A 22100-nucleotide genomic window follows, 5' to 3' on the forward strand; every position below is an offset into this window, starting at 1 on the left:
GGAAAATTAAAGTGATTAATTAGAATTACAAACAAATCATTCACCAAGTATTCTTGGAGAAGATAATGTTGTAATTCAACTATTTTTAATCATGATTGTTTATTCGGAAAACTTATAGGTCTTCCGCACTTGCAATCATTTCTGCAACGTCCATTACCTGTACGCTGTCTTCAGCATTCTTTGCTTTTACACCATCGGTCATCATTACCATACAGAACGGACATCCAGTAGCAATTATTTCAGAAGAAGTTTCTAAAGCCTGTTCTGTTCGGAAAACGTTTACATCTTTGTCGCCAGCTTCAGGTTCTTTAAACATTTGAGCTCCACCAGCACCACAACACATGCCTCGTTTTTTATTTCGTTTCATTTCCACCAATTCCATCTCCAATTTTTCTAGAAGTTCTCTAGGCGCTTCGTACTCATTATTAGCACGTCCTAAATAACATGGATCATGGAAAGTGATTTTTTTACCTTTAAACTTCCCGCCTTCTACTTTTAACCTTCCTTCATTTAGTAATGATTTTAAGAATTGAGTATGGTGCATTACTTCGTAATTACCACCTAATTCTGGATATTCATTTTTTAGGGTATTAAAACAATGCGGACAAGTAGTAACGATCTTCTTTATACCATAACCATTTAAAACTTCAATATTGGTCATAGCCTGCATTTGGAACAAAAATTCGTTTCCTGCTCTTTTTGCAGGGTCGCCATTACAGCCTTCTTCAGTTCCTAAAACAGCAAAATCTATATTAGCTTTGTTAAGAAGTTTTACAAAGGCTTTAGTAATTTTCTTTGCACGGTCATCAAAGCTTCCAGCACAACCTACGAAAAAAAGAACTTCTGGTTGTTTTCCTTGAGCCGCATATTCCGCCATTGTAGGCACTTTTATTTGTTCACTCATTATATTGGTCTTATCTGTTAATTATTAAATGCCAATTAGCGTTTACAACTGCATTTAATTATTTCTCTAACTATTTTTTAGTCTTCAAAAACTTCAATCGTTACTTCTTTTTCAACTAAGTCTGTAAATTTTCCTTTGTAACGGGTGGCTTTTACTAGATGGTTATCCACCCAATGGTAATTGCCACCACGTGGTTTTCCCATTAACATACTGTGATATTTAAAACCATGTTTTTTAAGCCAGGTTTCAGTTATTTCACGATGTGCTTCTGTACGGGATGTGAAAAAGCAAATAATATGACCTTCATCATACCATTTATTTAAGGTTTTTAAAGCGTCGGGAAAAGGTTTACAGGTCGCCATTCGTTCAGGTTCCTCGTTTGGAATATCGTCTGTAATGGTTCCATCAATGTCAATTAAGTAGTTTTTTACACCTTCTGGAAGAATTGGGCTCACGTGTTCACCTTTTTCAATCTTCTCACTCAACATTTTATCTACTTCTCCTTTCTTCATCCTAACTTTTATTTACTTCTCATCTTTCCAATTAAGTCTGTCCATTTGGTTGTAAGGCCAAGGCGCTCCATTGTTTTCGATGTTTGTCATTGCCACATTCAATTCAGCTGGTGCAGCCGACTGCTCCATTACTAAATATTGACGCATTTCCATAATGATACTTAATGGATCGATACTTACTGGGCAAGCTTCAACACAAGCGTTACATGTTGTACAAGCCCATAACTCTTCACGAGTTATATAATCGTCTAATAATTGTTTACCGTCATCTTTAAACTCACCATTCTTATCTATGTTTTTACCTACTTCCTCTAATCGGTCGCGGGTATCCATCATAATTTTACGAGGTGATAATTTTTTACCGGTATTATTTGCAGGACATTCATCTGTACATCTACCACATTCGGTACACGTATATGCGTTAAGGAGTTGGATTCTACTTAAATCCATTACATCACTAGCTCCAAATTTTGATGGTGCTTCTGTAGCGCCATCAGCTGGTGCTGCAAATGGATCGATATTAGGATCCATCATCATTTTCACTTCATTGGTAACAGATTCTAGGTTTTTAAATTTACCTTTTGGAACCACTTTTCCGAAATAAACATTAGGAAAGGCAAGCATAATATGAAGGTGCTTAGAAAAGTATAAGTAATTTAAAAAAGCTAATATTCCTAATATGTGTAACCACCAAGCGGCGCGCTCTATAATATGCAGCGTTCCCTCTGGAGTGCCACTAAACATAGAAGCTACGTATTTAGAAACCACATTTCCGTTATTCATTTCTTGAAACGAAACATCTGTTGCATTCATTACAAGAAATAAAATCATCAATACCATTTCAAAGTAAAGAATAATATTTCCATCACTCTTAGGCCATCCTTTCATTTCAGATTTCCAAAATCTGCGGATTTTAATAATGTTTCTTCGTATCCAGAATACTATAACAGAAACTAAAACTAAAAGCGCTAATATTTCAAAAGAGCCGATTAAAAATCCGTAAAAACTTCCTAAAGAAGAGAAAATTCGATGTGTACCAAAAATTCCATCGATAATAATTTCAAGAACTTCAATATTGATAATTATGAATCCAATATAAACTATAATATGAAGGAAACCAGAAATTGGTCTAACTGTCATTTTAGACTGTCCAAGTGCAATGCGAAATACATTTGCCCATCTTTCACTTGTATGATCAGAAGCGTCTACTTTCTGACCTAACTTAATATTGCGAATTACTTTTCGAATGTTAAGGGTAAAATAACCTATACCCGCCACTAGGGCAATGATAAAGAGAATGTTTGGAATGTATTGCATGATTATTTGTCTGGGTTGTCTGGTTGCTCGTATTCTTTATTTTTTCTTCCGAAAACAGAAATATGTACGTAACGTTTTGGATTTAATTTTACATCTTGAAGAAGTTGCTCAAGCTGTCTTGAAGCACCTTCTAAATTCTCGTATAACTTATCGTCATTTAATAATTTTCCTACAGATCCTTCTCCATTGTCAATTCCAGCAACAATTTTATCCATTCTATCAACCATATCTTGCAAATCTCTCACTAACTTACCTGTTTCTAATTGAGATAGTGAGTCTGTTAGTTGTGAAAGGTTGTTTGCAGTTCTATCAAGATTGGTGAAAGTATTATCTAGTTTCCCAGTATTGTTTCCAAGAACTCTATTTAGTTTTTCTGAAACACCCGCAAAAGAGTTTAGGGTTGTATTAAGATTTACAATTGCTTCTTGTAGATTATTACGTGTGTTCTCGTCAACAATTGCATTAACATTTAACAATAATGTATCTACAGTGGCTAGTGTATTGTTAACTTTTCTTTCTAATGGGCCTAAGGCTTTGGTAACAGCGGTAAGCATTCCATCTTCCACGTCACCTTTTAATGTATCACCACTTTTGGCTACATACTCATCATACTTCGGAAAAATACCTAGGTTTTTACCTCCTATTAATCCTGAGCTGTAAATTCTAACAATACTATTTTTTGAAAAGTCGAAGTCTTTTTCAACTGTAAATTTCACTACTAAGCCACCTTTGGAGTTAGCGAAAGTAATATTCTGAACTTTACCTACAGTAAGTCCATTAATGGTAACTGGAGCTGACTGAGCAAGACCTTCAACGTTATCGTATTTCACATAGAATTCACGATGTTTTTCAAGTAAGTTGGTGCCTTTTAAAAAGCTATATCCAAATATCAATAGCAATATGGCGCCTATGGCAAGAATTCCGGTTTTTACTTCTTTGGATAGTTTCAAGTGTGATGTTTTTTGTTAGCAACAAATTTAAGCGATAAATATAAAGAAAGCACACTAATTTGCTTTGGATTTTAACACTTCTGAAACATTAACCTTTTTCCCTTTTTTAAAAGCTACGATATATGCAGAGGGAAATCCTTTTTGTTGAGCAAAGGTTTTCATTACTTGAATCTTGTTGTAGTCTGAAGTATTTCCGTAATAATATTTGAATAATCCACCTTCTTTATCGCGTTCAACATCTTTTAAACCTTTGAAATTATTAGGCCTTGGGTCTAATTTTTTACTAGTAGCCGCCAGTTGTACTTTAAAAGTTACTCCTTCAAAAATATCTTCTTTAGTAGTTTCTATGGCTTTTTCAACTTCCAACTCTTTTACTTCTGGGTGTTTTATTTTTACGTCAGAAATCGAGAGGCTGCTGATGTAGCTTTTAATAGCATTACCAATTTCTCTCGCCATTTCAGTTTGACCCTTAGCTGAATTTAAATATGCTCCTTCAACCTTATTAGTTAAAAATCCAGTTTCAATAAGCACACTAGGCATATAAGTATTGTGAAGCACCCAGAATCCAGCCTGTTTTACACTTCTATCTTTACGCTTTAGATTGTTAATGATATTATTTTGCACCAAACTGGCTAATAGAATACTTTGATCTAAATATTCCTCTTGCATTAAAACCATTCCTATAAGTGATTCAGGTGCATTAGGGTCGAATCCACCATACTTCTCTTCATAGTTTTCCTCAAGATAAATTACTTCGTTTTCCTTTTTAGCAACCTCAAAGTTTGCTTGACTCTTATGTAAACCTAAAACGAAAGTTTCTGCTCCGTATGCATCAGAATGGTGTGCATTACAATGTACCGAAACAAAAAGATCGGCATCTGCTCGGTTGGCAATTGCAGCACGTTCACGTAATTCTACAAAAACATCTGTTTTACGAGTGTAAATTACTCGTACATTAGGTAGTTTTTCCAATTCAGAACCTACCTTTAATACTATATTCAGGGAAATATCAGATTCTTTATACCCACTACCCGGTTTTCCTTTGTTTCCGTGGTCGTGACCTCCGTGACCAGCATCCAATACTACTACAAAAGGTTTGATAGGGTTTTCTGCAGCAGAAGCTGTAAAATTGAAAAATGAAAAGCTAATTATTAATACGAAAGAAGAAATTAGTTTCGTTATCATATTTTTATAAAGATTGTTATTGTTAATTACGTCTAAAACGGTTTGTTTTACGATAGATTTTCAAATTTTTCACATTAAAATTTATCGTTTACATTATAACGATAATATTATGAATCATTATATTAAACCCTATTAATTTTTGGTTGTAAGTTCTTTTTCCTAAAATTTTCATTTAAAAAAACCTACCCCAAAAAATATGTTTATTTTTGACCGTTTCAAATACTGAGCCAAAATTACAAAATAATAGCATCAGCGCATTGCAGACCAATAGTCAATACTTAACAATTTTCTTAACATTTCTGCTTTTTAGCAGTTCTATTTTGCATGCACAAGACATACCGTCTAATAAAAGTGCTAAACTTCCTAATTCTAATATTCAAGATACGCTCTCAGTAAACTTAAAACCTATAGTTGAAGAGATAAATGAACAAGCTCAGGACACTGTAAAAACCGATACTATAAAACCGCCCAAAGAGACGTTGACAGATATAGTTGATTATTTCGGGGAAGATTATGTGTTTCTAAATAGAAAAGAGAATAAAATCTATATGTATAACAACGCTTATATCAAATATGAAGATATGCGTATAGATGCTGGTTTAATTATTCTAGATTACAATAAAAATGAAGTTTATGCTAAAGGAATAGATAGCGCTGGCGTTTATAGTCAGCGACCAGTATTTGTTCAAGGAGCGAATAAAGTAGAACCGGATAGCATTAGATATAATTTTAATTCTGAAAAAGCTCTAGTTTATAATAGCCGTACAGAACAAAGTGGCTTCAGAGTAATCGCAGAAGTGACTAAGAAAGTAAACGATTCAGTAGTTTATCTTCGAAATGTAAAGTTTACTACATCAAAAAACATCGAAGATCCCGAATACTACTTTTATACTCGAAAAGCTAAGTTTGTGCCTAAGAAAAAGATTGTAACAGGATTAACCAATATGTACATTGCCGATGTACCTACTCCCGTTGGTCTTCCATTTGCCTATTTCCCGCTATCTGAAGATCGTACTTCTGGATTTATACTTCCGTCTTTCGGAGAAAACAACAGTCGTGGATTCTTCTTACAAAACGGAGGGTATTATTTTGCAATCAACGATTATTTAGATTTCACAGTTACTGGGGATTATTATACTAACGGAAGTTATGCCTTGCGTGGAGAGTCTTCGTACGTTGTTAAATATAAGTACCGCGGTAATTTAAGTGCGCGTTACGAAAACCTGGTACAAGAAGAACGCGGCTTTCCAAATTTTCAACAAAGCAGTATATACAACATTCGATGGACACATACTCAGGATCCTAAAAGCAATCCTAGTTCGCGATTTTCAGCTTCCGTAAACTTAGGAAGTAGCAAATATTTTACTCAGTCTATCAACCAGACTAACAATGCGAGTGCGTTAGTAAACACATTAAGCTCTTCTATTTCGTATGCAAAAACATTTGAGGGAGATCCACAGGTAAACGTGACATTAGCAGCTACACACTCTCAAAACACCAATACCAATCAGATTTCAATGTCGTTGCCTAATTTGAACGCAAGTGTTTCTAGAATTTATCCTTTTGCTTCTAAAAACGGAACTAAAAATGGAATTATTCAGAATATAAATTTTCAATACGATCTTACTGCCGAAAATAGAATTCAAACTGTAGATTCACTTTTCTTTAAACCTGAAATGTTTAATAGTGCACAGATTGGAGCACAACACAGTATTCCTATTACCACTAACTTTAAAATCTTTAAATATTTAAGTGCATCTGCTGGTACAAATTTCCGTGAAACTTGGGTTATGAAGAGTACTCGCCAACGCTATGATCAAAATGCATTTGATGGTCGTGGAGGAATTGTAAAAGATACTGTTTCTGGCTTTGAAAGCTACAGAACATACAACTTCTCGACAAGTTTAGGTACTACCTTATACGGACTTTTCAATTTTGGAAACGACAAGAAAATTCAAGCTGTACGCCACGTTGTTCGTCCATCTTTAAGTTACAATATAAACCCTGCTTTCGACAGGTATTACGATGAGTTTATTATACCTGAAACAGCAGAAGAAGCTGCAGGACAAATTCATCAGTATTCACGATTTGAAAACACGTTATATGGTCCTCCTAGCAAAGTGTATTCTAGCAGTATAGGAATGTCATTAAGCAATACTTTTGAAGCTAAAGTGCGAAACCGTGATACTACTTCTATTGAGCCTAAAAAAGTGATATTACTAAACAACCTGAATTTTTCAACAGCTTACAACCTAGCAGGAGATTCACTTCAATGGAGTCCGGTGCAGTTTTCCGGAAACATTCCAATTATTCCTAAGTTAGATTTAAACTTCAGCGGAACCTTAGATCCATACGCTTTAGACAATAACAACAACAAAATAGATGTCTTTAACATTGAAAATGGCGGAAGCTTATTTAGGCTTACCAATGCTAATATCAGTATTAATTATTCGTTTTCTAGTAGAGATTTTCAGTCGAAAACTAAAGACTCAGATAAAATGGATAACGAAACCTTTAGAAATGGTGGGCGTCCTGATGATCTTTTTGGGGATGCGGCAAATATCTATGATGGAAGAATATACGACAATGATGATGATGACACCGATAAAACAAATGTAGATTGGTATAACTATAAGATTCCTTGGGATATGCGTTTTGCTTATACAATTACCTATGGCAATGCACGTAGACAAAATGAAATTTCAAGTCAGTCGTTTATGATCAGTACCAATTTAGAACTTGCCCCGCGTTGGACAGTTGGAGTTTCTTCTGGTTACGATTTTAAAAATAAAGGTGTAACCTTAACCCAGTTCCGTTTCCAACGTGATTTGGAAAGTTGGCAAATGAGTTTTAATTGGACACCAATTGGAAGTATCAACACTGCTTGGTATTTCTTTATAGGAATTAAATCGTCAATGCTTAGCGATATTAAATACGACAAGCGTAGAGAAAGCGATAAGCGATTATAGCCCCTTATTTGGGTTTTAAATGCTCTTACACTATTATAAATTAAATATGTACAAGCGTCTTTTTGTGATATAAAGCTTAAGTCGCCTTAAAATTTTAGTTATGAAAAAAATAATAAACACTTCAAATGCACCTGCTCCTATTGGCCCATATAATCAAGCCGTTCTTATTGGAAGTATGCTTTATACTTCGGGACAGATAGCAATTAACCCTAAAACAGGAGAGTTAGAGACAGAAGATATAAAGTCTGAAACTAAACTAGTAATGGAAAATTTGAAAGCTATTCTAACGGAAGCAGGAATGACTTTTGAAAATGTTATTAAGTCTTCAATTTTTATAAGTGATATGCACAACTTTGCAGCTATAAACGAAGTATATGGCACTTATTTTAATGAGGAAACAGCACCAGCTCGCGAAACAGTAGAGGTAGCAAACTTACCCAAATTCGTAAATGTTGAAATTTCTGTAATTGCTTCGAAATAAGCAATGATAGAAGTTAAATCAATTTAATAATATTAGAGTAGCTAATTTTAATAATTGGTTACTCTAATCTTCCTCCTCAACTTTTGTAGCTTGAGGTTTTATAGTTTCTGAGTTATTATTTTCCTCTTCATCTTCTTCTTTTTTAACCTCAGACTCTAATTGCATTTTCTTATTAAATAGCTTCTGATAAAGCTCTCTGAAGGTATTGAAATCTACTGAGTAAGAGATACCAGTACCCTGCTCGAATATTTGATCTTCACCAATAAATTGAAGATCTGCTTGACGGTTAAAGAATTTCATTCTCAAACTTCCATCTTCATTTATCAACCATTGAACTTCAATATCTCCTGCTACTGCACTTTCATTAGCACCACCTACTGGCACCCCTACTTTTCCGTTAATTAAGACGCGTTCGCTAATTTCTGTAGAAAGTGTAAGACCAATACGGTCGGCTGTTTCTTGATCAGGAGTTCTTGTTCCCACAGAATAATCTAAACCTACACGAAACTTGCCGTCCTCATCTGCAAAGAGGTTGTTTACTAAGCCAGAAACTCTATCTGCCACTGTTCCAGCAAAAGCATTAGTTCCTGCATAATTATCACTTACAAATGAACCCGAAGCGAGTAAGAATAATGCCTGTTGTTGTTTCTGCTCCTCATTTTGAAGTTTGTATTGCAACTCACTTTTAAGCGTAGAACTTACTCTTGGGAAGTCGATGTTAAACTTAAGTTCAGGATGTGCTAGTTGACCTAATAAATCAACATAAACTTCTACAGGAATTTTAGTGTTTATAGCTGGGTTATCAAGCAATACAGATGGATTTGCTTCTGTTTTATATACAGCACTTAAATTCAGGTTTGCTTTTTCAGGAGCTCCATTCCAAGTAATATTACCACCAGGAACAACACTAATGTTTCTTTGTATAATTCCACCGTACCTAAAATCGTATTCTCCTTTATATACTTGGAAATCTCCATACATTTGGAATTTCCCATTTGTATTTATTTCAATAAGTAGAATTCCTGCACCACGACCTTTTAAAGTAGAGTTGTTCACTTTATCAACCACAACTTCAACTTCTGCATTGTTGTTAATATCGAGATCGAAATTTAAAGAAAGCCCTTTAATAGATTCGGTAACGACGGTTTCACCTTCAATTCTTGCTTGTTTTTCTTTAGGTGAAAGGAAATATACAAACGAGTCGTCACTTATAGATTCTGTTTCACTAATAGGTATTTTGAAAGTAGTACCTTTTTCAGTAGTAGCTGCAACATCAATAACTAATTCGTCTATAGGACCTGTAATATCTGCTCTACCTCGTATAAATGCAGTACCATAGTAAAGAGCATCTTCATCAGGTGGGGTATCTAATACTAACAACCTATCTGGCGCTTCAAAATGTAAATCTAGTTCCCAATCTCCAAAATTGTTGTGTTTTGCATTACCATACATTATCCCCTCAGTTCCATATTTTGTGTCTTTAAATTGAGAGCGGGACATTTCTAGTTTTCCTTTTGTGACTAATATTTCAGCATCGTCTTCTATGTCGAAATCAGTATTTAGTTCAGGAACTTTTAAGCCACTTTTTTCTAAAATAAAGCGGCCATTAATATCTGGAGATTTGTAGTTTCCTGAAACTTTTGCACTACCTGTAATAAAACCTCTAATATCGGTTAGTACATCCCCACCAAATGGGCTAAACGCCTGCATATTAAACTGATTTAAATCCACATCCATTCGAATTTGTGGATACTTAGTTGCAACGTCAATTTCACCTATAGCGCTAATAGATTTTATATTATCATTTGTAAGCGAAGTGTTTATGTTGTATTTAGTTAAATCTTTATTTCCGTCAATATTCAGATTTAAATCTCCAAAAGGAATTTCATTTACAATAACATTATCAATAGTTACTGAGCTATTAGGGTAATAAGCACCATCTTTTTGAAGGAAGTCGAAACGTCCATTCATATTTCCTTGAAGTCGTAAACTGTCAATTTCTGGTGTGATATTACCAATATTTACATCATTGAAACGAACTTTAATGTCTTTATAGGTCGAATCTCGTAGTACACCCGCTAATTGGATCACCTCATTATTATGGTTTAATACTAAGGAGTCAATTCGCATTTCATTAAAATTATCATCAAATACAACTTTGTTTAATCTATTGTTGTTTTCGTTGATATACCAAACGTTGTTTTTATAGGTAATGTCAGATTTTTTAACTCCTATAACCGATTTTCCTGCAGGATTAATTGTGTGATATAATGACAGGTTAAAAAGGTCTTCTTTCTTTGGTCCACCTTTAAATTCTGAACGCACATACATAGTGTCGTTCATTGTTTTATTAATTACATTGAATGGCTTAATATTATAAAAACCTGTATAAATAGAGTCAGCTTCTATATACGTGTTATATAGAGGGTTATCGTTGTCTATTTGAATGTTTAGTTTACTTATGTAATTATTGAATAATATAAGTTCGGGAGAACGAAAATCGAGTTTAAATTTTGATTCATCTGAGTAAACTGAACCTTTCATTCGTGTATTATCACCCAATTTTAACTGAGGAACAAAAATATCTACAATCTTATTGTGGACTACAAATTCATAGTCAATGTACTGATTGGTTGTAACCTCTTGCGGTATGTAATTGGCGTATATACTAGCGATACCATTTTGAAAAAGATTAGGAATATCTGCTATTAAAAATTCCCCTGAAATTTCTCCGTTTAATATATCTGGTGAATTAATTTCAATAGTTCTAACAGGACCATTAAAGGTTGATGCAATAGTAAAATCATCAAAATAAAAATAGTCACGTTCATTTTGGTAAAATGTTTGACTGAAATTGATGGTACCCACAACATCATCTATCGTTCTACCATCCATATCTACAACTACATTACCAGTAAATACAGAAATACTATCTCGCTTAATTAAATTAAGTTTATTTAATTCTGCATATTCAATATTAGCCTCAAAGTCAAGATGATTTGTTTCTTTAGATGCGTCTATCAATCCTTTAAAGTCCAATTTAAGGTTTGGGTCGTCTATGGTTAATTCACCATTAAATAGCGGATTTTTAAAATTTCCTGAAACATCAATATTCTGATAGTTATAATCTTCAAAAGAAAATGATGATATTTTACCTGATATCTCGGTATTTACAGTTTTTTCATTAAACCCTCGCCCATCAAAATTTAGGTTTCCTGTCATTTTTCCTAAGGAAGTAGTTTTTGCAATCTTACCTAGGTTAAACTCTTTAAAAACAACATTTCCTTTGTAGTAAGCATTCTCTATATAAGTGATATTTCCAATTTTTAAATTAAGCTTAGCACTACCTATAGCACTTTGTAGATTACTGATAGTATTGAGTTCATCTCCAACTATTGAAGTATTTCCAATTAAAATAAAATTACCTGCAGGCTTTAACTCAACAGGAATTACATTTCCTAATACATTTGGCATAAACCGTCTTAAATCATAATAGTTTGTTGAAATATTATGATTGTCAGCTATTATCACGTAATTCCCTTCCGGATCTAAAATATTTTTAAACTTATAATCTCCGCGTATATCAGTGTCGCTTGTTTGAAATTTAAGGTTATCCGCACTAAAGTCGTTTATGGTTCCGGTTAAATCAACGTCAAGCAGAATCATTTGATCAGGGCCAAATTCATTATAGAAACCATTTAGGTCATTGGTAGATAATTTTGAATCTTTAAGATTGGCAGTAATTACAACATCATTTACAAAGTCTGCCATTCCGTTTTTAGAGTAATCCAAATCGACATCACCAATTAGAAGTGATTCTGAAGTTTCTAACGTGAGGTTTTTTAAGGTGATATTAGTTTCAGTATATGAAAAATCTGCTTGCATATCCACAATTGTAATCCCCCTTTCGGCAACTAGCGAAAGCTCTTTTATGTTTGCTGTAACATCAACATCGTGGATATTAAAGTTATTGGCGAGAAGATTTACGCCATTAAGAACAAATACTTCAGGATTTCCGAGGTTTTCGTCGGTGATTTTAATTCTACTGTTTTTCAGCCTTATATCATTACTGAATAGTTCAAAAGGTGATTCCGATTCTTTTCCTGTATTAAATTTTTTTGAAAAAATTGAAAGGTTATCATTATCCTCTCCTTTGTATGTTTTAACATATAGCTTTGCACGGTCTAATACAATATCACCAAAACCAAGTCTTCCCTTGATCAAGTTGCTGAAACTAATAACATTTGTTTGAAGCTCCTTGCTGTAAATTAATGTATCTTTATGGTGATCAGCTATATATACATCTCTAATATCTACTTCTCCTTTCCAGTTAAGTCCGAGTCGATTAATAGTAATATCTGTACCGTAAGTTTCGTTTAGTGAAGTAGTAACTTTTTTAGCAGCATAAGTTTGAACAGAAGGAATTGAAAAAATAATAATAACAAGCACAATTAGTAATGCAATGATTACAAAGGCACGAACTATTATTTTCCTAAGTTTTTTGATACGCTTTTAAAGTTTTAATTTTACAACCAATAAATATACCCTTTTGCTTTGACAGAAAAAGAATGTTACATCTTAGGAATCGAATCCTCTTGTGATGATACTGCTGCTGCGGTAATCAACAACGGAAAAATACTCAGTAATGTTGTTGCTACACAAGCTATTCACGAACAATACGGTGGTGTTGTTCCTGAACTTGCTTCGCGTGCACATCAGCAAAATATTGTTCCCGTAGTTCACGAAGCTTTACGCAAAGCAAATATCGACAAAAATCAGTTATCTGCCATTGCTTTTACACGTGGACCAGGACTTATGGGGTCATTACTTGTAGGTACCTCATTTTCAAAATCTTTGGCATTAGGATTAGGTGTTCCTTTGATAGATGTGAACCATATGCAAGCACATATATTGGCTCATTTTATTAAAGCTGAAGGACAATCGGCGCCAAACTTTCCTTTTCTAGCAATGACTATTAGTGGTGGGCATACCCAAATAGTAAAAGTTACCAATTATTTTGAAATGGAAGTAATTGGCCAAACTATAGATGACGCTGTTGGTGAAGCTTTCGATAAAAGTGCCAAAATACTTGGACTACCCTATCCTGGTGGACCTTTAGTAGACAAGTATGCACAGGCCGGAAACCCTAAAGCCTTTAAGTTTCCTAAGCCAAAAGTTGGATTAATGGACTTTAGCTTTAGTGGATTAAAAACATCGGTACTTTATTTTGTGGAAAAGGAAGTTGCTAAAAACCCTGATTTTATTTCTGAAAACATAGAAGATATCTGTGCTAGTTTACAATTCACTATAGTGGATTATTTAATGGATAAACTTAAGAACGCCGTTAAGAAGACGGGGATTAAGGAAATTGCAATTGGTGGGGGTGTTTCTGCAAATAGCGGGATTAGAACTGCTTTAAAAGAAGCCGAATCTAAATACGGTTGGAAAACGCACATTCCAAAATTTGAATTCTGTACTGATAATGCTGCAATGATTGCTATAGTTGGAGAATTAAAATACAAAAATCAAAATTTTGCTGAAAACAATGTGATAGCTTCAGCAAGAATGAAATTTTAAAATTATCTCCAAAAAGATATTGTTTTAAGTTTTCAGTAAAAAGTATAAGCAGAATTAAATACCTTTTAAATGCAATTATTCTACAATCCAACCATCTCTAGTTCTGACAAAGAAATATCTTTCGATAAAGAGGAAAGTCGTCATATCGTAAAGGTTTTACGCCTGAAAGAAGGTGATGTTTTTAAAATAACCAATGGAAAAGGTGTTTTCTTTGATGCTGAAATTATTAACGCAAATCCTAAAGGTTGTTTAGTTAAAATACTTTTTGAAGAAAAGCAACCACCACTACCCTACCAACTTCATTTAATTGTAGCACCTACCAAGCTTAACGATCGTTACGAATGGTTTTTAGAAAAGGCAACAGAAATTGGAGTAACTGAAATTACACCAGTTATTTGTCATCACAGTGAACGTAAGGTTATTAAACCAGAACGCTATGAGAAAATATTACAAAGTGCAATGAAGCAATCTTTAAAAGCTTATTTACCTACTTTGAATGAAGCTATTTCATTTAAGGATTTTATAGATTCTCAAACCACTTCAGATGAATTAAAGTGTATAGCACATTGTGAAGATGATCCCACAAATAAGAAATCATTAAAATCTGTATTAATACCCAATAAAAATACTTCTATATTAATTGGTCCCGAAGGTGATTTTTCTCCTGAGGAAATAGAAATGGCCAAAAATGCAGGATATATTCCCGTTGCATTAGGCGAAAGCAGACTACGGACAGAAACTGCGGCTATAGTGGCTTGTCATAGTGTCGCCTTTATAAATGAATAAAAAAACCTAACAGATCTACAGTCTAATAAACTCTTATTTTTTACTTTAATATATAGTCGCAGAACCGCCTATCATAAAGTGAAAAGCGCTTTATAAAACTGAGGGAGTAAACCTGTTAGGTAAAAGTTAGACTTGTTTTAAAACGGTGGGAATTAGAACGTTAAATATAGTTACACATAAAATACTTTACAACTTTTTTTATTGTTTTGTCAATTTTGGTAACTATAACTTACATTATAATGCAACATAATTTAATTGCGTGATGGTATTGTTTACTTATTTGTATTTTTGACGGCTATGCGATTAATAGTTTTATCATTTTTACTTTTCATTTGCACAACGACTATTCAAGCTCAAGAAATTGCAGTCTTGCAATATGGAGGTGGTGGCGATTGGTATGCAAATCCTACATCATTACCTAATTTGATAAAGTTTTGTAATGAAAATATCAATACAACTATTAACGAAAAACCTAAAACAGTAACTCCAGCTAGCATTGATATTTTTGATTATCCTTTCGTGCATATGACAGGCCATGGTAATGTTTTCTTCTCTGCAGAGGAAGCTGAGAATTTAAGAAATTACTTGTTAAGTGGTGGTTTCTTGCATATAGACGATAATTATGGAATGGATATTTATTTACGAAAAGAGATTGTTAAGTTATTTCCTAACAAAAAATTAAAAGAGTTGCCTGCTAATCATCCATTATTTAATTACCATTTTAAATTCCCAAATGGAGTGCCTAAAATTCACGAACACGATGGTTTAAGACCTCAAGCATTCGGAATATTTGAAGGAGACAGACTATTACTACTCTACACTTATGAAACAGATTTAGGGAATGGTTGGGAAAATCCTGAAGTGCATAATGATCCTCAAGAAATAAGGTTGAAAGCACTGCAAATGGGTGCAAACATTATTAAATACGTTTTTGAAAATTAATATATTGTATTTAATAATAGACCTCTACTTATAAATTAATCCTACAATCAATCTATCAATTTTCATCTTAAATACTTAACAAAACATTTAATTTTTCACAATTTGTTTTATAGTATATTTACCGTGTGAAAGTCACCGCAAGAGCAATAACACTAGGTATTTTAAGAGCACTAGCCGTATTGGTTGGTATCTGTATTTTGTTTTGGATAATATACAAAATTCAGGCGCTTATACTATATATCGGGTTAGCAATAGTGCTTTCACTAATTGGCCGACCGGTTGTAATATTCTTAAAAGACAAACTAAAATTCACTAATACATTAGCTTCAATAACTACCCTATTACTGATTATTGGAGCATTCAGCCTTGTACTAAGTATATTTATCCCTATTATAGTTGAGCAAGGAAAGCATATCTCACAAATAAATTTTGAGGAAGTTAAGCGCGATTTAAACGAACTTAATATTCAGGCAAGTGACTACTTAGGCGTAGATCACTTTCAATTAGTTGAAGCTGTTAAAAGAACATCGTATGCAAAAAATATGGATGTAGAAATTATACCAAGCTTCGTAGATATACTCTTTGGAAATATTGGTTCCACTGTAATAGGATTATTTTCAGTATTATTTATTCTATTTTTTCTACTTAAGGACGAGGGATTGATTGCACGATCTGTATTGTCTTTTGCAAAAAATAAGAATGAAGCAAGATTCAAGAGGATATTGATTAAAATTAAAGAGCTGTTATCAAGGTATTTTATTGGAATTGTATTTCAAATTTTAATCCTTGCTTTATTCTACTCCGTACTTTTATTATACATAGATATAAACGATGCTATAGCGGTTGCTCTAATTTGTGCTTTTTTGAACATTATTCCATATTTAGGTCCATTAATTGGTTGGGGCTTAATGTTACTTGTGGTAGTTTCCAATAATTTAGCAGCAGATTTTTCATCAGAATTATTACCCTTATTAATCATTATTACGGTTGGGTATGCCATTGCGCAAATATTTGACAATTTTATATCACAACCTGTAATTTTCGGTCATAGCGTACGATCGCATCCTTTAGAAATTTTTATTTCTATAATTATGGCTGGATTTATTTTTGGTATACCAGGAATGATACTTGCAGTACCTACTTACACTGCAATAAAAGTTATAGCGAAAGAATTTCTTTCTGAGTATAAAGTTGTAAAACGCCTAACAAGAAATCTATACTAATTGTTTAATAAGTCAATTTTAAATACCGAAGTTCAAGATTTCATAAGAAATTTTGAAGGGGAGATTTCTAAACTTGCTTTCAGCGGAAGTCCATTTGAAACAGTTAGTATTCAAGAGTTGCTTCAGCAAATTGAAAGTCGAAGAAGAATAGAAAAGAAATTACCTACTTGGTTTTCTACCCGAGATATTTTGTATCCTCCAAAATTGAATTTGGAGCAAACGTCATCTGAAATTACTTCAGAATATAAAGCTTCTTTAGTGAAAGGAGAATTAATCGCGGACATTACGGGAGGATTTGGTGTGGATAGTTATTATTTTTCTGAAAAGTTTCCTGAAGTTCATCACTTTGAGTTAAATGAATCTCTTTCAGAAATAGTGCGTCATAATTTTCAAGTATTAGGTAGAAATATAAAGTGCTTCAACGAAGATGGATTAAAAGCAGTTTTAAATAAGAAGTACCCGGTAATTTATGCCGATCCTTCACGTCGTCACGATAGTAAAGGAAAAGTTTTCTTTTTAAAAGATTGCCAACCTAACATTCCAGACAATATTGATGAAATTTTAAGCAACTGTGAAGTGTTTCTTCTAAAGACCTCCCCTATGCTTGATATTACAGTTGGTTTAAACGAATTAAAAGACGTTTCAGAAATACATATAGTTGCAGTTGAAAATGAAGTAAAAGAGCTTTTATGGCTTCTAAAAAAAGGAAATGATTCTGAGTTAAAAATTAAAACTATAAATTTCACAAAAACCGAGCTTGAAGAATTTAGCTTTAATTGGAATGAAACTGCCAATGCAGATTACAGTTTGCCTCAGGAATATTTATACGAACCTAATGCAGCAATTTTAAAAAGTGGTGCATTTGATTTGATTTCAGAAAAGCTCAACTTAAATAAAATTGAAGTCAACACCCATTTATATACCAATGATCATTTAATAGATTTTCCTGGAAGAAGGTTTAAAATTGAAAAGGTAGTTCCTTATAATAAAAAGGAAATTAAATCGGCATTAGCGTTCAAGAAAGCAAATATCACCACAAGAAACTTCCCAGAATCAGTTGCAAATCTTCGTAAGAAATGGAAACTCTCTGATGGAGGCAATATTTATCTATTTTTCACAACCAATATGGAAGGTAAAAGAGTAATGATTGTATGCTCTAAGGTGTGGGACAAGATTTTTTAATTTTTTTTTCATTGGCATCTGCTTGATTTCAAATCAATTAAAAAATATCTAAAAAAAAAGCTCATTTTTGTTTGTGGGAATTAATAAGAAGACATATATTTGCACTCGCATTTCAGGATGCAAGTTCATAAAAAAATTGGAGAGGTGCCGGAGTGGTAACGGAGCAGATTGCTAATCTGTCGACGGGTAACCGTCGCCAGGGTTCGAGTCCCTGTCTCTCCGCATTGACTCGAAAAACTAAAGTTCTTTATTTATACTGATATTAGTTTTTAAAGTTAGAAATGTTAAAGTTCGCGAGAACTTTTTCGGGGTGTAGCGTAGCCCGGTTATCGCGCCTGCTTTGGGAGCAGGAGGTCGCAGGTTCGAATCCTGCCACCCCGACAAAAAGCCGGACAAGTAATATTGTTCGGCTTTTTTATTTTTTATTGGTCGCGTAGCTCAGCTGGATAGAGCATCTGCCTTCTAAGCAGACGGTCCCAGGTTCGAATCCTGGCGCGATCACACTCAATCCCCTACTAAGGGGATTTTTTGTTTGTAATAACTTCTATTAAGTTAACATAGGATTATATTTATACGACTTAGGAGAATTATAGATGCAATATAACGGTCCAAGGTTTCTCCCAAGTTTCGGAACTGGCGCAATCACACTCATTCCCGAACTAAGGGAATTTTGTTTCTTATAATTTCTATTAAGTTCTATTCAGGATACTCAACACGCAGATGATAAATATTGTTGAGCTTTTTCTTTAAAACCTTTTTGATTGTTTCAATTTCCTTAAAAGTAATATCGGCATTTAGAAATTGTCCCTGCGCCATTTGATTATTAATAATCTTTTCTACGAATTCATCAATAATCGTTGAAGAAGGCTCTTTTAAACTCTTACTAGCAGCTTCTACACTATCTGCCATCATTAATATTGCAGTTTCTTTTGAAAAAGGTATAGGGCCTGGATACGTGAAGTCTTCTATATTAGCTTCTCCCTGTAACTCTTTTTCCTTCTTATAGAAATAATACACCAAGCTAGTACCGTGATGGGTTCTAATAAAATCAATTACTCTGTCTGGTAAATTATTTTTTCGTGCTATTTCAATACCTTTAATTACATGGTCAATAATTATTTTGGCGCTCTCTTGAGGATCCAATTCGTTATGAGAGTTTATTGAATTGGCCTGATTTTCGGTAAACATTGTAGGATTTAACATCTTACCTATATCGTGATATAATGCCCCTACCCTTACCAACATACTATTAGCTCCAATTTCGTTTGCAGACGCTTCGGCAAGATTTGCGACATTCAATGAATGGTGAAATGTTCCTGGTGCCTTATTCGATAACTCTTTTAAAAGTTTAGAGTTTGTATCACTGAGTTCTAAAAGTGAAACATCTGAAACTAGTCCAAATATTTTCTCGTAAAAGTAAATTAATGGATGAGCAAATAGTGTCGCTAAGCCACATAGTATAAAATACTGAAAACTTTGCCACTCCAGAGCTTGAACGTTTCCTTCTTGAATTACAAAAAAAGCAAAATAACCAATTATGTAAATCAAGGTTATTTGACCTACTGAAATAAATAGATTAACTCGCTTATAAAGTTCAGAAACAGTAAGAATTGTCACAATCCCCGCAATGAATTGTAAAAACATATATTCAAAACTATTTGGAACAATAAAGCCTAATAATAATATGGTTAACACATGTACAAACAATCCAACACGTGGATCGAAAAAAGCTTTCAGAATTAATGGTAAAATACAGATTGGTACTATGTAAACATAATCGGAATGCACTTTCAATACTAAAGTGGTTAAGAAAACCATTAAAAAGATATTGAAAAATATAAATGTAACTTTGGTGTTATTGTTATATATATAAGGTCTATACTTTTTTAGAAATAGGAAAAGCATTAAAAATACCAATGACACCAATATGGTATATCCCACCAAAAGCCAGAGGTAGTTATTCTTACTCCAAATCTGACTTTCAAATTCAGCTTTTAGAGAATTCAAAATTTGAAATTTTTCCCCTTCAACAACTTCCCCTTTAGCAATCACTCTTCCTCCCTTTTCAATAATCCCTCTATTAGGGTTTAAGGCTTTTATTTCAGATTCAATTGCAGCTTCGGTTAATTTGGAATTCAATTTTACATTAGACTCTAATACATCGTTTAATATATTATAAAGTAAAGCTTGAGAGTCTTCAGTGTTATTCTTTTCAACTAATTGTCTTACGCTATTGTTTAATTTTTCTTTCTTAAATAATTGAGAATAGTTGTGCTCTTCAATTTCATTTCCATTTTTCAAATAAATAAGACGATTATCTTCGTAATTGAATATTTCATCGGTAACACCATTCTTATATATTTGAGAAATAAACCTTACCCCTATTTGTTCAATTTTATATTGTGGGGTTTTATGCAGACTATCTACATATCTTAACGCGAGTTCTTCTTTAAAGCCTTCAATTACATTTGGTTCTACCTTGCTATTGTATTCGAAATAAGGAATAGCATTAGCTCTAATTTCTTCTTTTTCTTTTTTTAGACTATCCTCAGCTTTTTTAATTGTAAAACTAAATGGAGCGTATAAGTTTTCATATTGCCATGGTTTTCCTTTTTGGAAATTGTATTTAAACTGTCCACCCTTAGGAAGAAAGTAAATTACTAAGAGTGTGGCAAAAAGGAATAGAAAAACCTTATAAATAAGAGATTGGTTTTTCGCGAACAAAGAAAAATAGTTCTTCATATATTGATTACTTATAGTAAAGGTATAAATAAGGAATGAGTTATCCCAAAACCTATACCTGCAAAGATTGATTTTTAAGATTGAAATCCGTAATTTCGCAGTCCTTATTTTTAATATTAAAAACAGTAATATGAGCAATAAAGTAGTAATAGTATCGGCAGCAAGAACCCCAATTGGAAGTTTTATGGGTAGCCTTTCATCTCTAACTGCAACTCAATTGGGATCTGCAGCAATAAAAGGAGCCTTAGATAAAATTAACCTTGATCCTTCTTTAGTTCAAGAAGTATATATGGGTAACGTGGTACAAGCTGGTGTTGGCCAAGCTCCTGCTAGACAAGCTGCTTTAGGTGCAGGTCTTCCTGATAGCGTACCAAGTACTACAGTAAACAAAGTATGTGCTTCAGGTATGAAAGCTGTGATGCAAGCTGCCCAAGCAATCGCTTTAGGTGATGCAGAAATAGTTGTAGCAGGTGGAATGGAAAGTATGAGTAATATTCCTCATTATGTACATATGCGTAACGCTACAAAATTTGGACCAGCTACTTTAACAGATGGTATGCAAAAAGATGGTCTTGTAGATGCTTACGATCACAACGCAATGGGAACTTGCGCAGATTTATGTGCTACAGAATATAATTTTTCGCGTGAAGATCAAGATGCATTTGCTGTACAATCGTACGAGCGTTCTGCAAAAGCTTGGTCTGAAGGTAAATTTAAAGAAGAGGTTGTTCCAGTTGAAGTTCCACAACGTCGTGGCGAACCAGTTGTAGTTTCGGAAGATGAGGAGTATAAGAACGTAAAGATGGATAGAATTGCATCGTTACGTCCTGCATTTACTAAAGATGGAACTGTTACTGCAGCCAATGCTTCTACAATTAATGATGGTGCTGGAGCAATGATTTTAATGAGTGAAGCTAAAGCAAAAGAATTAGGTCTTACTCCTTTAGCTTACATTAAAGGTTATGCAGATGCTGCTCACGAACCAAAATGGTTTACAACCGCTCCTGCAAAAGCGCTTCCAAAAGCAATTGCAAAAGCAGGGATAGATATTAAAGATGTAGATTTCTTCGAATTTAATGAAGCATTCGCGGTTGTTGGACTTGCAAATATGAAAATATTAGGTCTTAACGATAGTAATGTAAACGTTAACGGAGGTGCTGTTTCTTTAGGTCACCCACTTGGATGTAGCGGTGTAAGAATTTTAATTACGCTTCTTAATGTTTTAAAACAAAACGATGCAAAAATTGGTGCTGCAGCTATCTGTAATGGTGGTGGTGGTGCTTCTGCAATGGTAATTGAAAGAATCTAAACCGTATACTTCAATATATTC

General features: G+C 33.6%; 15 protein-coding genes and 3 tRNA genes. 11 read left to right on the forward strand and 7 right to left on the reverse strand.

What is annotated here, in order from left to right; all coding sequences use genetic code 11:
* Positions 1-112: 112 nt before the first annotated feature.
* The 5 genes from G3A46_RS06510 to G3A46_RS06530 form a co-directional block, all read right to left on the reverse strand.
* On the reverse strand, positions 113-904 hold the full coding sequence (locus G3A46_RS06510) for a (Fe-S)-binding protein (protein ID WP_165147793.1): 792 nt from the start codon (positions 902-904) through the stop codon (positions 113-115).
* A 77-nt stretch (positions 905-981) separates the two neighbouring features.
* On the reverse strand, positions 982-1416 hold the full coding sequence (locus tag G3A46_RS06515) for a phosphoheptose isomerase (RefSeq protein WP_139854681.1): 435 nt from the start codon (positions 1414-1416) through the stop codon (positions 982-984).
* Positions 1417-1428: 12 nt separating this feature from the next.
* Complete coding sequence (locus G3A46_RS06520) at positions 1429-2733, reverse strand: (Fe-S)-binding protein (protein WP_165147796.1); 1305 nt, start codon at positions 2731-2733, stop codon at positions 1429-1431.
* Positions 2734-2735: 2 nt separating this feature from the next.
* Positions 2736-3683: an MlaD family protein gene (locus tag G3A46_RS06525; protein WP_165147799.1), complete on the reverse strand. Its 948-nt coding sequence runs from the start codon at positions 3681-3683 to the stop codon at positions 2736-2738.
* Positions 3684-3737: 54 nt separating this feature from the next.
* Positions 3738-4868, reverse strand: a complete 1131-nt coding sequence (locus G3A46_RS06530) for an N-acetylmuramoyl-L-alanine amidase (protein ID WP_165147834.1) — start codon at positions 4866-4868, stop codon at positions 3738-3740.
* A gap of 206 nt (positions 4869-5074) precedes the next feature.
* Between G3A46_RS06530 and G3A46_RS06535 the strand changes: the two genes are divergently transcribed.
* Complete coding sequence (locus G3A46_RS06535) at positions 5075-7837, forward strand: putative LPS assembly protein LptD (protein ID WP_165147836.1); 2763 nt, start codon at positions 5075-5077, stop codon at positions 7835-7837.
* 100 nt (positions 7838-7937) lie between these two features.
* Positions 7938-8318 (forward strand): RidA family protein, encoded by a 381-nt coding sequence (locus G3A46_RS06540; protein ID WP_165147838.1) that lies wholly within the window; start codon positions 7938-7940, stop codon positions 8316-8318.
* Between the two features lie 63 nt (positions 8319-8381).
* Here the strand turns inward: G3A46_RS06540 and G3A46_RS14595 are convergent, their stop codons facing one another.
* Positions 8382-12767 carry a translocation/assembly module TamB domain-containing protein gene (locus tag G3A46_RS14595; RefSeq protein ID WP_241836865.1) on the reverse strand — a complete coding sequence of 1462 codons (4386 nt, stop codon included), beginning with the start codon at positions 12765-12767 and terminating at the stop codon, positions 8382-8384.
* A gap of 105 nt (positions 12768-12872) precedes the next feature.
* Between G3A46_RS14595 and tsaD the strand changes: the two genes are divergently transcribed.
* The 8 genes from tsaD (at position 12873) to G3A46_RS06585 (ending at position 18529) form a co-directional block, all read left to right on the forward strand.
* Positions 12873-13895 carry a tRNA (adenosine(37)-N6)-threonylcarbamoyltransferase complex transferase subunit TsaD gene (gene tsaD / locus G3A46_RS06550; RefSeq protein WP_139854688.1) on the forward strand — a complete coding sequence of 341 codons (1023 nt, stop codon included), beginning with the start codon at positions 12873-12875 and terminating at the stop codon, positions 13893-13895.
* A gap of 69 nt (positions 13896-13964) precedes the next feature.
* Positions 13965-14681, forward strand: coding sequence for a 16S rRNA (uracil(1498)-N(3))-methyltransferase (locus G3A46_RS06555; RefSeq protein WP_165147841.1), 717 nt, complete (start codon positions 13965-13967; stop codon positions 14679-14681).
* Between the two features lie 297 nt (positions 14682-14978).
* Complete coding sequence (locus G3A46_RS06560; RefSeq protein ID WP_165148892.1) at positions 14979-15623, forward strand: DUF4159 domain-containing protein; 645 nt, start codon at positions 14979-14981, stop codon at positions 15621-15623.
* 125 nt (positions 15624-15748) lie between these two features.
* Positions 15749-16846 carry an AI-2E family transporter gene (locus tag G3A46_RS06565; RefSeq protein ID WP_241836866.1) on the forward strand — a complete coding sequence of 366 codons (1098 nt, stop codon included), beginning with the start codon at positions 15749-15751 and terminating at the stop codon, positions 16844-16846.
* Complete coding sequence (locus G3A46_RS06570; protein WP_165147844.1) at positions 16847-18028, forward strand: class I SAM-dependent methyltransferase; 1182 nt, start codon at positions 16847-16849, stop codon at positions 18026-18028. It begins immediately after the preceding gene.
* Between the two features lie 138 nt (positions 18029-18166).
* Positions 18167-18250 (forward strand) — tRNA-Ser (locus G3A46_RS06575).
* Between the two features lie 84 nt (positions 18251-18334).
* Positions 18335-18409, forward strand: a tRNA-Pro gene (locus tag G3A46_RS06580).
* 46 nt (positions 18410-18455) lie between these two features.
* Positions 18456-18529: transfer RNA gene (locus G3A46_RS06585), tRNA-Arg, on the forward strand.
* Between the two features lie 195 nt (positions 18530-18724).
* Here G3A46_RS06585 and G3A46_RS06590 read toward each other — a convergent pair.
* The gene (locus G3A46_RS06590) at positions 18725-20770 is read right to left on the reverse strand and encodes an HDIG domain-containing metalloprotein (protein WP_165147847.1); all 2046 of its coding nucleotides are present in this window, start codon (positions 20768-20770) and stop codon (positions 18725-18727) included.
* A 130-nt stretch (positions 20771-20900) separates the two neighbouring features.
* Between G3A46_RS06590 and G3A46_RS06595 the strand changes: the two genes are divergently transcribed.
* Positions 20901-22079 (forward strand): acetyl-CoA C-acyltransferase, encoded by a 1179-nt coding sequence (locus G3A46_RS06595; protein WP_165147850.1) that lies wholly within the window; start codon positions 20901-20903, stop codon positions 22077-22079.
* Positions 22080-22100 lie beyond the last annotated feature (21 nt).

The organism is Aequorivita sp. KMM 9714, assembly GCF_011065475.1.
Lineage (GTDB): Bacteria > Bacteroidota > Bacteroidia > Flavobacteriales > Flavobacteriaceae > Aequorivita > Aequorivita sinensis.

Coding starts and splice junctions, on each gene's coding strand:
- G3A46_RS06510 (WP_165147793.1), bottom strand. CDS start 904: ATGAGTGAACAAATAAAAGTGCCTACAATGGCGGAATATGCGGCTCAA.
- G3A46_RS06515 (WP_139854681.1), bottom strand. CDS start 1,416: ATGAAGAAAGGAGAAGTAGATAAAATGTTGAGTGAGAAGATTGAAAAA.
- G3A46_RS06520 (WP_165147796.1), bottom strand. CDS start 2,733: ATGCAATACATTCCAAACATTCTCTTTATCATTGCCCTAGTGGCGGGT.
- G3A46_RS06530 (WP_165147834.1), bottom strand. CDS start 4,868: ATGATAACGAAACTAATTTCTTCTTTCGTATTAATAATTAGCTTTTCA.
- G3A46_RS06540 (WP_165147838.1), top strand. CDS start 7,938: ATGAAAAAAATAATAAACACTTCAAATGCACCTGCTCCTATTGGCCCA.
- G3A46_RS06555 (WP_165147841.1), top strand. CDS start 13,965: ATGCAATTATTCTACAATCCAACCATCTCTAGTTCTGACAAAGAAATA.
- G3A46_RS06560 (WP_165148892.1), top strand. CDS start 14,979: ATGCGATTAATAGTTTTATCATTTTTACTTTTCATTTGCACAACGACT.
- G3A46_RS06590 (WP_165147847.1), bottom strand. CDS start 20,770: ATGAAGAACTATTTTTCTTTGTTCGCGAAAAACCAATCTCTTATTTAT.
- G3A46_RS06595 (WP_165147850.1), top strand. CDS start 20,901: ATGAGCAATAAAGTAGTAATAGTATCGGCAGCAAGAACCCCAATTGGA.